The sequence below is a fragment of the Litoribrevibacter albus genome, assembly GCF_030159995.1.
GTDB classification, from domain to species: Bacteria; Pseudomonadota; Gammaproteobacteria; order Pseudomonadales; family Litoribrevibacteraceae; genus Litoribrevibacter; species Litoribrevibacter albus.
Genome location: NZ_BSNM01000009.1, coordinates 202,681 through 216,459, shown reverse-complemented (window position 1 = coordinate 216,459; position 13,779 = coordinate 202,681). Strand labels below are relative to the sequence as shown.

Annotated in this window: 13 protein-coding genes; 8 read left to right on the top strand and 5 right to left on the bottom strand. The window is 43.9% G+C overall.

Annotation, left to right across the window (positions count from 1 at the left end; genetic code table 11):
• The first annotated feature begins 6 nt into the window (after positions 1-6).
• A complete protein-coding gene (locus QQL66_RS06925; RefSeq protein ID WP_284380315.1) occupies positions 7-1,200 on the top strand; it encodes a DUF4062 domain-containing protein in 1,194 nt (397 codons plus the stop codon).
• Between the two features lie 451 nt (positions 1,201-1,651).
• Here QQL66_RS06925 and QQL66_RS06920 read toward each other — a convergent pair whose 3' ends face one another.
• Complete coding sequence (locus QQL66_RS06920; RefSeq protein WP_284380314.1) at positions 1,652-2,542, bottom strand: LysR family transcriptional regulator; 891 nt, start codon at positions 2,540-2,542, stop codon at positions 1,652-1,654.
• Between the two features lie 129 nt (positions 2,543-2,671).
• On the opposite strand from QQL66_RS06920, the gene QQL66_RS06915 reads away from it, so the two are divergent.
• From QQL66_RS06915 to QQL66_RS06905, 3 genes are all read left to right on the top strand, one after another.
• Positions 2,672-3,112, top strand: coding sequence for an SRPBCC family protein (locus QQL66_RS06915; RefSeq protein ID WP_284380312.1), 441 nt, complete (start codon positions 2,672-2,674; stop codon positions 3,110-3,112).
• Between the two features lie 167 nt (positions 3,113-3,279).
• The gene (locus tag QQL66_RS06910; RefSeq protein WP_284380311.1) at positions 3,280-3,741 is read left to right on the top strand and encodes a DUF4267 domain-containing protein; all 462 of its coding nucleotides are present in this window, start codon (positions 3,280-3,282) and stop codon (positions 3,739-3,741) included.
• A gap of 25 nt (positions 3,742-3,766) precedes the next feature.
• The gene (locus QQL66_RS06905; RefSeq protein ID WP_284380309.1) at positions 3,767-4,258 is read left to right on the top strand and encodes a GNAT family N-acetyltransferase; all 492 of its coding nucleotides are present in this window, start codon (positions 3,767-3,769) and stop codon (positions 4,256-4,258) included.
• 75 nt (positions 4,259-4,333) lie between these two features.
• Here QQL66_RS06905 and QQL66_RS06900 read toward each other — a convergent pair whose 3' ends face one another.
• The 3 genes from QQL66_RS06900 to QQL66_RS06890 form a co-directional block, all read right to left on the bottom strand.
• Positions 4,334-5,035: a hypothetical protein gene (locus tag QQL66_RS06900; RefSeq protein WP_284380308.1), complete on the bottom strand. Its 702-nt coding sequence runs from the start codon at positions 5,033-5,035 to the stop codon at positions 4,334-4,336.
• Positions 5,036-5,405: 370 nt separating this feature from the next.
• The gene (locus QQL66_RS06895) at positions 5,406-6,803 is read right to left on the bottom strand and encodes a sensor domain-containing diguanylate cyclase (protein WP_284380307.1); all 1,398 of its coding nucleotides are present in this window, start codon (positions 6,801-6,803) and stop codon (positions 5,406-5,408) included.
• 12 nt (positions 6,804-6,815) lie between these two features.
• Positions 6,816-7,979 (bottom strand): acyl-CoA dehydrogenase family protein, encoded by a 1,164-nt coding sequence (locus QQL66_RS06890; RefSeq protein WP_284380306.1) that lies wholly within the window; start codon positions 7,977-7,979, stop codon positions 6,816-6,818.
• A gap of 333 nt (positions 7,980-8,312) precedes the next feature.
• On the opposite strand from QQL66_RS06890, the gene QQL66_RS06885 reads away from it, so the two are divergent.
• Positions 8,313-9,014, top strand: a complete 702-nt coding sequence (locus QQL66_RS06885; RefSeq protein ID WP_284380305.1) for a hypothetical protein — start codon at positions 8,313-8,315, stop codon at positions 9,012-9,014.
• Positions 9,015-9,076: 62 nt separating this feature from the next.
• The gene (locus QQL66_RS06880; protein WP_284380304.1) at positions 9,077-9,292 is read left to right on the top strand and encodes a DUF6500 family protein; all 216 of its coding nucleotides are present in this window, start codon (positions 9,077-9,079) and stop codon (positions 9,290-9,292) included.
• 98 nt (positions 9,293-9,390) lie between these two features.
• Here QQL66_RS06880 and QQL66_RS06875 read toward each other — a convergent pair whose 3' ends face one another.
• The gene (locus tag QQL66_RS06875) at positions 9,391-10,890 is read right to left on the bottom strand and encodes a UDP-N-acetylmuramoyl-L-alanyl-D-glutamate--2,6-diaminopimelate ligase (protein ID WP_284380302.1); all 1,500 of its coding nucleotides are present in this window, start codon (positions 10,888-10,890) and stop codon (positions 9,391-9,393) included.
• Between the two features lie 373 nt (positions 10,891-11,263).
• Here QQL66_RS06875 and QQL66_RS06870 point away from each other — a divergent pair, with 373 nt between their 5' ends.
• Together QQL66_RS06870 and QQL66_RS06865 are read left to right on the top strand one after the other, a co-directional pair.
• Positions 11,264-11,536 carry a DUF4242 domain-containing protein gene (locus QQL66_RS06870; RefSeq protein WP_284380301.1) on the top strand — a complete coding sequence of 91 codons (273 nt, stop codon included), beginning with the start codon at positions 11,264-11,266 and terminating at the stop codon, positions 11,534-11,536.
• Between the two features lie 416 nt (positions 11,537-11,952).
• Positions 11,953-13,671 carry a hypothetical protein gene (locus tag QQL66_RS06865; RefSeq protein ID WP_284380299.1) on the top strand — a complete coding sequence of 573 codons (1,719 nt, stop codon included), beginning with the start codon at positions 11,953-11,955 and terminating at the stop codon, positions 13,669-13,671.
• Positions 13,672-13,779 lie beyond the last annotated feature (108 nt).

Sequence of the window (13,779 nt, the reverse complement as noted above, 5' to 3'; positions counted from 1 at the left end):
CAGAAAATGGCAGGATTAAGAGTTTTTGTGTCATCCACATGTTACGACCTGTCAGTTATTCGGTCTCAACTGAGAATTTTTATACAAAGTCTGGGGCATGAACCCCTGATGAGCGACTACAGCGACCTTCTGTATGACCCTCGCCTTCATACGCATACAAGTTGTGTCGATGAGGTAGCTACAGCGGATATTGTGGTGCTTATTGTTGGCGCTAGATTCGGTGGTAAAACGGTTCCAGAGGCACTTGCGAAGCTAGATTTTGATTTGCTTAAGAAAGAAAGTAAGAGCACGGAGTCGCTAACTAAGAAGGAAAATTTATCTGTAACGCAGCTGGAAATTCTGAAAGCTGTCGAATCTGGAATACCAGTTTTTACATTTGTAGATTCCTCAGTCTGGCATGATCACGCCCTTTACGAAAAAAACAAAGATAAACCAATAATTAATGATATTTCCTTTCCATCAATAGAAAAGGCTGAAACAGCTTCATTTATTTTTGAATTTATTAATTTTCTCAGACATAGAGCGAGAGGTAATAGCGTTTATACATTTTCCAAGCTTCAAGATATTGAGGATACACTAAGACGGCAGTGGTCTTCATTATTTCAAAAGCTGATTCAGGAGCAGAGAAGCAAAGCTTTTGAGGCAAAACGTTTGGATAATTTGACAGAACAATTTGAAGATCTAAAAACCGCAATTCTTACTTCAATTGGTACAACCAATGAGAGGGATGTGGCTAGAGGTGTGGTTCGGTTCAGAAGGTTGATAGATTTCGTAAGAGCATTGGGCCTAAAAGACCACAACTTCCTAATCCGAGGGCATCATCCGTGGGATGAACTACTACATTACGCTGAAATCGAAAAAGTTCTTGACGCGGCAGAGTTGCCTGAGGAGTTCATTTTTCACAGGCGAAACTTTGGCCCGCGTCCAAGAATGTTTTTAATTAAAAATGACGGTACTTTTTTTGAGCTAAGAACGTCTCCAGATTTCTTCCACAGTCTCTCTTTAGAATGGGAGGCTTTTATGGAGCTTCCCGAGGACACTCGGGAAATCATTGTAGACGCGCTTAGTGAAATGAGGCCCGGAATGGGGCCTTTGAGATATATTCGAGAGCCGTTTGATTACCACGTGAATAAGTGGCTTCATCAAGAGCATTTATTGAAAGACATAGATGATTCTGATGATGAATCGGGTCATTCATAACATCTATATGACCGGGGGTTGTCAAGGCGCAAAAACCTGAAGGCCCCTCCAAGGTCAGAGCTCGATTCTTAATAATCTGTTCTGTTTCCTCTTATTGGCACCACTGCCGATTCTTTCATTACTGTTGTCAGTTCATAAGAACTGTCGGGGTGCCGAACCATCACAAACATCTATCGAGGTTCTACTGAGAATGGTTTCTCAGCATGTGTCTATCCTCAAAAAGTCGTGAGGTGACACCCTAGAAATCAATCGGTTACCCTCGTATCCGGCGCTTCAAGAGTCGGGCTCGCTTAACTACATGCGTCCAGTTATAAGTCACTCGGACGAGGGGGAAGCTACATAGTGAAGTAGGTGGACAACTTATTATCTATTCAAGGCGGAGGTGGTTGGCGTATCGTCCAATCAAGAGGCATCAAGCTCAAGGTTTAGGTCTGTCTCATGCCGTTCAAATCTACGGTTCCGACAACATCAGATTGATATGTTCTTTAAACGCTTTGTGCTTCTTGGTCTGCCATTGTGTTTTCTTTGAAAGAAGGTAGAGGCGTTTTCTGGGAAGGTTGCAATCGGATAACACAGAAATAAACCGTCCTTCGTCCAGCTCTTTTTGTACCGAAATATCCAGCAACATACCAATCCCCATATTCCCGTTAATTAGTTGATAGACACCTTCGACATCGTTTGTTGTATGTGAAACCGCTTGCTCAAAGTCGAACTTTTCTTTGTTTAAAAAGGCTTTCAGTTCACCCGTAGGATTTAATGACGACATTAGGATGAACTTTGCGTTGCCAGGTGAAGAAAAGCTTTTCGGTTTACCTGCGTTTTGAATGTAGGCAGGCGTTGCACAGGCAACGAGTTGAGTCTCAATCAATGGCATAGCCACCATTGTGCTGCTGTCGTTGAGTCGGCCGAGGCGGAAAGCAAAGTCGATGTCTTTATCGTACAGGTCTATAAGCTCATCGCTGAATTGAACATCAAACTTGATGCGGGGATGTTTGCTGGTAAAGCTGGATAAAATATCAATGATCTTTGAGCGGCATAAGGCTTTGGAAAGGGTGATGGAAATCGTGCCGCTTATGCTTTCTTGCTCAGAAAGTAATGTTTCTTCTGCATGATCTATGGATGACAGTATCTCTTTGCACTTGGGGTAAAACTGCTTGCCGGACTCTGTGATGTCTAATCGTTTATGAGATCGGTGAAAGAGCTGTACTTGCAAACTTTCTTCCAGTTGAACAAGTTGTTTGCTGAGTGCGGGTACTGACAGGTTCAGCAACGCCGCTGCTTTGGTGATGCTTCCTTGTTCAACGACGGTAATGAAGGTTTGATACTGATCAAGCTTTGACATGATATGTTTCGAACTTGTTTTGGTTTCTTTTTGGTTAATCTAAGTCTTTAAATAATTCAATTTATTCTAATTAAGTCTGCTCATATAGTCACTTTTGTTCTGTTTCAACACACTAAATAGGGATCAAAAATGATTGAACTGGCAAAAGTAAGTACTACGATTTCTGCACCTGTCGCCGTTGTATTCGACTATGTCACCAACATGGAGAATTACGGAGACTGGTTTCCTGGAGTGGTGGCTATAAGGTCTGATAACGACTTACCACACGCAACGGTTGGAAAAACTTACCTTGAAACTTTGCAGCTTCCAGGCGGTGAATACGAACTTTCCATCGAAGTTATCCAGAGTGAAGCCAAGGGTCTGTTCCTCACTCAAGGTGATTTAGAAGGCGTCTTGCCTCAAATGACTATGAGATTTTCTGAAGAACAAGAGGGGACTTGCACGTTTGATTTGCAATACCACAGCCGGAATACGACTCTATCCGAAGAATCAGAGATCATTATCGCTTTGAGGAAAGACTTAGCTGAACGGGCTTCTACCGCCTTGGTAAATCTCAAAAATACGTTCTAATAATTTACTAATAAAGGCTATCGGTCTCAGCGTTTGATTGTTCTGAGGCCAGCTGTCTTGCTGCAGTACATTCCTTATAAACGACCACGTTTTGGAACGGATTAATGCAGTGTTTTAATATATGCTGGTTCAAAATGATGGCTCGGTGTTAGGACGATAGGTAAGCAATGAATAATTCAAATGGCAAATTACTGGAAAAACTCGCATGTGTTTTAGTCTTCTTAATGGCTGCACTTCAGGGGGCGTATGCCATTTTTTCGTATGTTGATCCTGCTGGATTTTCTTTAGTCCGGGGAACAGAGCTCTTTTCCTTAGCTGATTCGGATTGGGTTCAAATTTATGCGTCGCGAACCTTGTTTGTCGCCTTAATTATTGGGTATTTACTGTATCTTAAGAACTACCAAGTATTAGCTTGGGCTGCGTTATTTGGTACGGTAATGCCAATCACAGATGCTTATCTTGCTTATGAAGCGCAGGCAGAAAATAAAGTGGTAATTAAACATATTGCCACTGTTACCTATTTGGCCGTTACTTTCGTAGTGCTAAATCTAGTGGTTAAAAGTAAGAGTAAAAGTAAACGAGATCAGGCTAATCCGGTTCAAGACTCTTCTGTAAACTCTTCGATATAAGCCTATGTATGTTGAGGATTCATTTATGATTCGCCCGATACAGTCCAGTGACGCAGCCCAAATCGCAGCCATTTACAATCACTATATCGAGAACAGTGCTGCAACCTTTGAAGAGGAAACTGTTACTTCTACAGAGATGGAAAGCCGAATTGAGACTGTTCTTAACTCGGGGCTGCCTTGGTTGGTCGCGGAAGAGAATGGCGAGATCGTTGGCTACGCTTATGCAAAGCCTTGGAACCCGCGCACGGCTTACCGTCATACCGTCGAAGTTTCCATCTATATCGCAAATGGTGGGGCTACCAAAGGCACGGGTAGCCGACTCTACGAAGCGCTTTTTGAGCGACTCAAAGCGCAGTCTATTCGTGCTGTTATCAGCGTAATTACCTTACCGAATCCTGCGAGTGTTGCGATCCATGAAAAGTTCGGCATGACGCAAGTTGGTCACTTTAGGCAAGTAGGCTACAAGTTTGGACAGTGGATTGATGTCGGGTATTGGCAACTGCTGCTGGACGAGTAGTTTCGATGTTCCATTAAAAAGCCGAGTGTTCATGACAAATACTCGGCTTTTTAATGTGGAAGCTTTCCTAAAATGCTATCCGATGTGTACGTCTCTGAAGCTCCATTGACCTTCTGGATCTGCATTATCAATTAATTGACAGGATTTTTGGCACCAGGCGCTCAAGCACGCAATGTAGTTACTTAATTGGTGGAATGCTTTGTCTGGTGCATCGGGTTTAATCAAAGACATTGTAAAGCCGGAATAGGTTGCAATACGGCCAAGCCAGTTTACGGTTGCACCTGCAACGCCGCTGGTTGCAACAAATCCCGCAGTTGTAGCAGCCAGCCCCAACGCAGTCGCTGCGCGCTGAACACCGCTATCATTTTTTGTTACATCGTTTCTGAGCATAGGGTGCAACAGTGAAAGCAAATTGATTGCTTGAGGCTGATTTGAGGCCACAGCAACTTCGTTTACTGTTCTGGTCACATTACTTGGTAAACCAGCGCCTGTCTTCATCGCTTGTTCCAGTTTTCTTAATGATGAGCCGCCGCTGGATCTTTGTGAAAAGGTTACACTCTCAGTCGTTATACGACCTGCTGCCACGCGTTTTTGATCCTGCTTGGTGACGTTGGCGGAATAGGTTCTTTGTAGGCGGTTGTACACCGCTCCGCTCGCCAGGGTTATATCAATGGCATTGTCGACTTGTTTCTTGAAATCCTGGCCAATAGCCCGATCAGAAAGACGCTTGAGTTGCTGAACCTGTTTTTGAATATGTTGATTAATGATGATATCCATGACACATCCTTTTTGTCATATCACATGAGAGAAATTTAAAGGTTTGAAAGGCGTTTAACGAAGGGAAAATACCGATAAATTCTATGATCGGCAAAAACAGAATGTTAGTTTTGTTAAATCAGTCAAAATCTTAAAAAGGCGCTCCGAGCCTATTATGTCGGTAGTTCTCGGTGAATCGGGACGTAGCCATAAAAATGGATGGATTGGCGTTCGTTTAAATAGAATCAGCATATTTTCTGATATGAGGATATCTGGGGTTGTCTAGAGGAGGGGAGGATTTCGTTAACCCGGACGGCGCAACTTTCTGATCCTTGTCTTTAATGACGTTGGTGACGTGGTATCCATGTAATAGCGTGAGGCATTGTTTATATTAGGTAGGCTGCACCTGGTTTCGACCATTTTTTTTAGCAATATAAAGCATGTTATCGGCCATTTTGATAATTGCTTCCGGTTTGCTGGTTTGTATGGGAATTAAGGAGCCCACACCGCCACTAACCGTCACTGTGTTGGAAATCTCCGACGAGTCATGAGGGATGTTTGCTTTCCGTACCGCAGTACAACACTTCAGTGCGAGTGACTTTGCATCCTCTTCGTTGGTTCCTGGAAGTAATAAAATAAACTCTTCACCTCCATAACGAGCAATCAGATCCGAAGATCTTTTTATTTCATTTTTAAGAATCTCTGCCACTTTCTTCAGGCACTTGTCCCCCTCTTGATGACCATAGGTGTCGTTGTAGTGCTTAAAATAATCAATGTCGAACATGATAATGGAAAGCGGGCTTTGGGTTCTCAGCAGACGCCCCCATTCGTTGCGAAGTGCTTTATCAAACATTCGTCGGTTTGCAACGCTTGTTAATCCATCCTCATAAGACATCTTTTCCAGATCTTTTCTGATTTCAGCAAGAATATTCTCTGTGGCTTTTTTCTCGGTGATGTCTCTCATTACCGCTGACACACCAATGTCTTCCCCGTTGTTATCTCTGATCACCGATAGGATGATGTTGTAATAGTTCTCTTGAAGATCTACAGCGCGAGTAATTGAAATCTCATGCTCAATGAATCCATGATCAGAATTAAATAATGAGTGGTAGTCAGTCTGCAGACGGCGTCCCCAGTCATGGTCGTAAATTTCAAAAATGGATGTACCGACGGCCTCGTCACTGCTCATATGGAAAATCTTTTGGGAGGCCTGGTTCCATTTCACGATAATACCGTCACTCGTTGTTGCGATGATGGCGTCGTGTGCGTGTTCCACAATGTGGGACAAGTGCTGTAGTGACACTGTGTATTTTTGCAGTTCGGATACTTTGGGTTTTGACGTTGCTTTCAATTTGTTTTGTAGATGAGTAAGCGTTGTACGAAATTTTCTTCTCTTGTGTACAGCCTTTAATGACGTACTGAGCTGATGAATGAATCCTTCAGAATGGATATCTTTAACCTCCCAATGGCTACCAAGTACCGAGGTGGGGGATTGTAACTCAGTTAACAATTCCTGAGATGATCCTTCAACCAGGAAAATGAAATCTATATCGGATAACAGGCTTCGTATCTGTTTGGCAACTTGAATCGGATTGTTAATGGTAGGGGATATAAAGGCCAGGCAGGGCTGTTCTGATGTCGCGTTTTTATGTCGTAGACAATCAAGCTCCAGGGTTGAGATATTGCACTCCGTGAGAAAGACATCAATCTTCTCTAAAGCTTGATTCAACTTTGAAATATGAGCATTGGCGCCTTGCTCATTAACGATGTGGAGTGCGGAGATTATCATGCGTTAACACAGCTAAATCAAAGGCAAGTCGAGAAGAAGACGACCACACCATATTTTTAATAGGTCAGTTGTTGGAGACATGATATGACCAGCTCTGGCATCTCGTAATAGACGGGTTAGATCGCTGTTTTCACGATATGCACTGCCCCCACAACAGGTCATCGCTTCATTACAAATATTGACTGCCAGATCTGCGGCATCAGCTTTTGCCATTAAAATCATTTTAGTGGCTTGATTATCACCGATGTCTCCCATGTAGGCTGCTCGATAGAGCAAACCACGGCTTTTCTGAAGCGCGATATGCATTTCAGCCAATCGATATTGCAGAGTGGGGACGTCTGCCAGGGTTTCTCCTGAATGACTGTAATGTCTGTTTTTAATGTGATTGGTTGCAATATCGAGAGCTGATTGTGCTAAACCAATGTAGGTTCCCGCCATTGCAATCAGGAAATAGGGTGCAACGACTTCAAAGGTATACCATATTTGATCGCCTTCTTCGCCGAGTAGGTTTTCCGTTGGAACATGAACATTGTTGAGTTGCATTGCTCTCGATGAGTTACCACGCATTCCGAATCCCTGCCAGGGTTCATCCCAGATTATTCCTTCTGAACCTTGGTCAACCATAAGGCAGGAAAAGTCGCCTTCTTCTGCTTTTTGGCTGCTTGCAACTGTAGAAATAACGTAGGAATTCGCATGGTTACCGTTGGTCACGAACTGCTTTTTCCCATTTACAATGAATTCGTTTTCCTGAAGCTGCAACTTTGTTTGCGGTACATAAAAGTGGGCACCTGTCCCCAGTTCAGACAAGGCCAGTGTAGTGATATGTTGGTTGTCAGCGATGGGTTTTAAGTATTTGTCTTCATGGTATGGCGTAGCCTTGGCGGTAATAACGGCGGTGCCTACACAATGCATGGCATAACAGAGTGCCGAAGAAGAGCAGCCATTTGCAATGGTCTCACCAATGACGGCCAGCGCTAAGAGACCTTGCTCGTGACCTCCGAATCGTTTGGGTACATGTAAACCGAGTAAGCCTGCATCCGCTAACGTATACATTGAGTGTTGAGGCCAGCATGCATTCTTGTCCACTTGTGCTGCCCTGGGGCTGATTTCGGCCTCGGTTAGCTCTCGCGTTAAGTCGCGGAGTTTTACAATGGATTCAGGTAAAAATTCATCCATGATTCTACATAAGCCCAATTAACAAATAATGTGATCCAATAAGATTAGTTGAGAGTTATAGAAGGTACAAAATGAATGATCGCTAAGTCGTTGAATACGTTTGTGAAGTTAAACTATTAACAGAAATAAAATGAGAATACGTTTAATTCTTATCCTGTGTTTAACTACATGCGTCGGTAGATAAGGAACAAGCTGGATAGCTTTATTGTGACTATGGTTTAAGTCGATTTCATTGTAGGTTCATTTGTACTCTCTCCTTATTTATGAATAAATACAGTTGGCGTTAAAAGGATGTACGTCTAAAAATAAATCTCTATTTCTCAAGGAGGAGTTATGTACCCACCTGCGTATCCGCACGATGAATTGAAAGCTTTGTATCCTGGCGTCTATTTTCTACATGGCAGTATTAAGATGGGACCAGGGATGCGAATGAACCGGAACATGATTGTTCTTGAAGATGATGGCGACCTGACGTTAATTAATCCCGTTCGTATGAATGAAGAAGGGTTGAGCTCTCTTGAGGCGCTTGGCAAGGTAAAGCGAATCATCCGCCTAGGTGACTTTCATGGCTTAGACGACTCGTTTTATCTGGAACGTTATCAATGTGAATTTTGGGCTCAAAGTGGTCAAGATACCTATCCAAATCCCAAAGCTACACGATTAATTTCTTCGGAAACTGAAAGTCCTTTTCCTAATTCTACTTTCTTTGTGTTTGAAACAGCTCAATACCCGGAAGCAGCGTTACTTTTAAATGACCATAAGCTTCTGATTACCACTGACAGCGTTCAGTATCATGCAGATTGGAGTTATTTCTCTCGATTTACCAAGTTCGTCTTCAAATTACTCGGATTCAAAACGGGGATTAACATTGGGCCTCCTTGGTTGAAACGAGTGACACCCAAAGGCAGTTCCATGAAATCTGATTTTGAAAAACTACTCGCTCTCGATTTTGATGCCCTGGTCGCAGCTCATGGTGCGTGTTTGGAGTCTGGGGCGAAAGATGAGCTTAGACTCGAAGTACAGAATACTTTTTAAGACGGATTATTAGCTTGTTGGTTGAGCTATTACTGATGTTATTAAGAGCCATGTAGGTGTTTATGAGAGAAAGCCTGAGAAATAAAATTATCGAAATCTGTGATAAGAAAATTGCCAGCAAGGGTGATAATGTCGGGCTTTCTTTCTATGCCTTCTTTGCGAATAAGAACGACGATCCAGAGTTGTTGATGGAAGCCGCCGAATGGTGGATCAGAACCCATCAGCTGGATTATTTTGAAAAGGCTGTGAAAATCAAACAGCTAGTTCAGGTTGGCTAGAGAGGTTGACGTAGGCTTTTCAGTCGTTTGACCTTTGTTTTGTAGTTAGACCTTTGTTTTGTAGTTAGACCTTTGTATAGGTCATTCGAGAAGATCCCTCACACAGCCGGCTCTAAAAGCCTTTCAAGTTCATGTGCGGCTCTTTTATTGAGCGCACATTGAGCCTCTTCAACATCATTAAAGTGGTGTTTTACGCCACACACTTCCTGATAGGTTTCATGGCCTTTTCCAGCGATAAGAATCGTGTCTTCTGGGCCTGCCTGATTAATTGCCTTTTCAATGGCTTCTCGTCGATCGACATATCGCTGGAGTTTGCTTTGGGGGGCAAATACTTCCGGTGATATGAGTTCACAGGCATCGTTAATGATGGCAAGTGGGTCTTCAAAGCGGGGGTTGTCAGTGGTGAGTATCACGACGTCAGAGCCCATCAAGGCGGCTTCGGTCATTAAAGGACGTTTTCCTTTGTCTCTGTCGCCTCCGCAACCAAACACGCAATATATTTTTCCTGACGTGTGTTGTCCTAAAGCTCTTAGAGATACCTCAAGCGCATCGGGAGTATGGGCATAATCGACGACAACCAGAGGCTGTTTGTCGAGCTTGATTTGTTGCATACGACCTGGTGCCCCATGAAGAAAAGAAAGGGCTTGAATGAGTGCTGTTTTGTCTTCTATTGAATCCCATAGGGCCGCTAACGCTGCGAGAGCATTTGAGGTATTGAAGTCTCCCAATAAGGGTAGATTGATTAATTGATTCCCTATGGGGGTGTGTAAGTCGATGATTTGATAGTCGGCCTCATAACTGAGGATGTTTGCGAAGAAGTCTGCGTCAGGTTGAATGAGACTGTAGCGATAACATTTATAGTCTTTACCTTCGATCATGGATTCGGCAAAAGGATCGTCGATGTTGATGACCGCAAGTTTTAAGTCAGGGTGGGAGAACAACTTCTTCTTCGCGGAAAGGTACGCTTCCATTGTATTGTGATAGTTCAGGTGATCACGGCTGAAGTTGGTGAAGATGGCGACTTCAACGGGGATGCCTTCTAAACGACGTTGATCCAGACCTTCAGATGACGCTTCAAAGGCCACTGTTTTTACTTCTGCGAGAGCCATGTCATTCATGGTGTGATGAAGATAAATAATATCCGGTGTTGTTCTGGGGCTAGGTTTTATTGCCTCTAAAGGGCCAACACCAAAGGTGCCGATGATGCCAGAATGGAGTCCTACTTGTTGAGATAACTGTGCACAGTAATAACTGATTGAACTTTTGCCATTGGTGCCTGTGACTGCAATTAGGTTAGGTGGATAGTTAAGATGCTTGCGTGCCAGTTGTCCCAAGAGCTGAATAGGGTCAGGAACGGGAATCAAGTTAAGCCCTTGGCAGCTTAACCCTTCGATGTTTTCTGGAACGACGGCCCATTGAACTCCATTGTTTCTCACTTCGTCTAGTTGTTCCCAGCCTTTTCCATAAGGGCTTTGAATAGCAAAGAATAGGGCGTTCTGGTGTGCTTGCTTGAAATTTGTGATTGGTTCCAAGCTGGTGTTCGGAGCGTCTGAATTAATTCCCAGAACGTCAAATATTTCCTGAATGGTTATTCTCATTACTCATCATTCCCTAATATACAAAGCTCGTCCTAACGGCTTTTTATGAGCCTGTTCCTGGTGTTGTTAACTTGTTGAATCCGTTGTTGTGGTTGGTGCCGCCTGACATTAGTAACCGTCTTGATCTGAGCTGAAGCTAGCAAGGATGCAGGGCTCTAACAATTATTTCGTAGTGAATAGCGTCCGTAGGTCTCATAAACAAAAAGTGCTGAAGAAGGAGTAATACTTTAGTGCTTAAGAGTACGGTATGGATGAGCAGTGGAGAGGAAAAATTTCTTGGCAATTCCTCGACCAAGGGTAGTTTGAGGCCCAATCGAATGAGTATCTTCAACTATACTTTAGATCCCACTCATCGTTAGATAGGAGGTGACTTGTGCCACGGTATGTTGTCGAAAGAGATCTGCCTGATGCAGGCAAACTCTCAAGCAGTGATCTACAGGGTATTTCTCAAAAGTCCTGTGATGTGCTTGAGCAGTTAGGCCCTAAAGTGCAGTGGGTAGAAAGTTATGTAACTGACGATAAGGTTTACTGTGTTTATATTTCGCCAGATGAAACCTTGATTCGTAAACATGCTGAACTGGGAGAGTTCCCGGTTACGAGTATTAAAGAGGTAAAAACCATTATTGATCCAACCACTGCGGAATAAATGCATCCCATCTGCAGTCAACAAACGGATTTGGGTTAGCTCTCTACGTTTCTCTCTGGATTTGTCGATAGTTTACCCAAACCGTTTTGATGATTATCGATTCACTTTCTAAAGATCTTGTCCTCATTACAGTGCACGTCTCCTTGCTTTCTAAGCTTGATTTACCTTGTTGCGGTGCGTTTTTATCCAGTCGAATACTTGGAAAAAAGTAACGACAGGTTCGGTTAATCCTTTTTTCGTGCCTTAATGCCTTTTGTTTAAATTCTTAAAATTCAAATATTTACAGTGTAAATGATAATTACTAGCATTTGATGTCTTTGGTGGGTATGGGAACTGCATGCTTGCCGAGGAGAGATTCCAGTGACGGAGTCTTTATCACATAAGTAACTAAAAACTACTACATCATAGGAAATTTGATGAAAAGGATCTTTAACAAAAGGACGATAGCAAATCTACGAATGGCCATTTTAGGTGCAGGTATCCTTGGAACCTCCAGTGCCTTTGCGTTTACTCAGATAGGCGGCGGTGGCGCGCTTCCGATGGGGCATGAATGGTTAACCCGAACATCAGCACTGGAAGTCTTGAACGCGGAGCATATCATTCCCGCAGACCCGCAAGACCCTCGCACAAGCTGGGTAAACGGCTTGGCTAAGAACACCGATTTGTCTTCGGCTCAAAACGAAGTGGACCGCCTAACAAGCATTGAGAATAACAATGCCCGTTTCGAGCCAAGGTATGACGATGTCTATGCTGCCATTATGGGGGAGCGCTGGGTGGATATGGCGGGCTTTAATGTCGTTAAATCCACCACAGGTAAATTCGATTGCTTTGATGCCGTTGCTCAGGAACCCGCCGATCTTCAGGAAGACCATTATATGCGTCGTTACGATGACATTGGTGCGGAAGGGGGCGTCATTGCTGCACGAAGAGCGCAACAGCGCTTCATCATGCACTTTGTGAACGCCGCGATGGCAGAGAAGAAAAGCATCAATGCTTGGGATGGCGGTGCCTATTCTTCTAAAAAGAAACTGGATCAAAATTACTTTTTGTTTGGTCGTGCAGTCCATTTATTCCAGGACTCCTTCAGCCCGGAACATACAGTCCGTCTAGCCGAAGACAATTATGAAAGAGTGCATCAGGTAAAAGCGTATCTGTGTTCGGAAGGTGCCGAGCAGCATACGCACGATACCAAAGCCGTGTTGAACTTCACTAGTGGTGATGTGATTTGGAAGCCAAACACGCGTCTTGATTCTGGTTGGGCCAGTTACAAGGTCAGCAGCATGAAAGACGTTGGTTTGGTGGCAATGGAAGCCAGCAAAGATTTATGGGCTGCCTTTATCAGAACGATGGCTGTTCCGCGTGATCAGCGTGAAGCCGTTGCACAAGAAGAAGCGCAAACGCTTGTAACGAACTGGTTGGATTTCGACGAGCAGGAGATGCTCGACTGGTATGAAAACGAAGAGCACCGCGATCACTCTTACGTGCTGGAAGAGGGCCAGACGGGCAAAGGCAAATCTCAATACGATTGCATGATTGGCTTGGGTGTGACATCTGGCAGCCAGGCCGAACGCGTTGCGGAACTTGATCAACTGCGCCGTCAATGCTTGTACAACGTCCAGGCAACACCGGGTTACAGCGATATGAATGACACCTACATGCACATTCCTTACAACTGGCAGTGGAAATCTAAAGAGTGGCTTTCCGTGCCTGATGATTGGACGATGCCTGAGCTGGAAGCCGATACGGGTAAAACCGTTACCATTAAAAACGCCATAAACGGTAACCCGATGACGGCACCGGATGGTGTGACTACCAACTCCTATCTTTACTCGAAAGAGGGTGAGGCGATTGAATTTGTGATGGTGGGTGATCCTGAAGAGGGGGCTTACTTTCGGGCCAAAGACGATGCGAATCTATTCTTGAGTTACAAGGCCACCTCATCGGGCCGAGCCAAGTTATTTAACTCACCAAAGCAGGCGGCGTATAAAGTCGAAGAGTTTGGCGTGTTATGGGGATTGAAGAACACCTATTGGGATCAATACCTGTGGTTCGATCAGAACGATGAAAGCGTTCATTTAACTCGCGAAGGCGATACAGACCAAGCGCATTCTCTGTGGATTATTGATGGGCTATAAGTTCATTCTCCTTCAAGAATTTGATAGGAAAGATACCTATTAACCTGCCTAGCAAAGAGAACCTGATAACAGGTTCTCTTTGTTTTACTTTTCTTCTTCAGTCTTTTG

What these genes read in the sequence shown, in the direction of transcription:
- QQL66_RS06925 (WP_284380315.1), top strand. Translation starts at nt 7, where the DNA reads ATGGCAGGATTAAGAGTTTTTGTGTCATCCACATGTTACGACCTGTCA.
- QQL66_RS06920 (WP_284380314.1), bottom strand. Translation starts at nt 2,542, where the DNA reads ATGTCAAAGCTTGATCAGTATCAAACCTTCATTACCGTCGTTGAACAA.
- QQL66_RS06915 (WP_284380312.1), top strand. Translation starts at nt 2,672, where the DNA reads ATGATTGAACTGGCAAAAGTAAGTACTACGATTTCTGCACCTGTCGCC.
- QQL66_RS06910 (WP_284380311.1), top strand. Translation starts at nt 3,280, where the DNA reads ATGAATAATTCAAATGGCAAATTACTGGAAAAACTCGCATGTGTTTTA.
- QQL66_RS06905 (WP_284380309.1), top strand. Translation starts at nt 3,767, where the DNA reads ATGATTCGCCCGATACAGTCCAGTGACGCAGCCCAAATCGCAGCCATT.
- QQL66_RS06900 (WP_284380308.1), bottom strand. Translation starts at nt 5,035, where the DNA reads ATGGATATCATCATTAATCAACATATTCAAAAACAGGTTCAGCAACTC.
- QQL66_RS06895 (WP_284380307.1), bottom strand. Translation starts at nt 6,803, where the DNA reads ATGATAATCTCCGCACTCCACATCGTTAATGAGCAAGGCGCCAATGCT.
- QQL66_RS06890 (WP_284380306.1), bottom strand. Translation starts at nt 7,979, where the DNA reads ATGGATGAATTTTTACCTGAATCCATTGTAAAACTCCGCGACTTAACG.
- QQL66_RS06885 (WP_284380305.1), top strand. Translation starts at nt 8,313, where the DNA reads ATGTACCCACCTGCGTATCCGCACGATGAATTGAAAGCTTTGTATCCT.
- QQL66_RS06880 (WP_284380304.1), top strand. Translation starts at nt 9,077, where the DNA reads ATGAGAGAAAGCCTGAGAAATAAAATTATCGAAATCTGTGATAAGAAA.
- QQL66_RS06875 (WP_284380302.1), bottom strand. Translation starts at nt 10,890, where the DNA reads ATGAGAATAACCATTCAGGAAATATTTGACGTTCTGGGAATTAATTCA.
- QQL66_RS06865 (WP_284380299.1), top strand. Translation starts at nt 11,953, where the DNA reads ATGAAAAGGATCTTTAACAAAAGGACGATAGCAAATCTACGAATGGCC.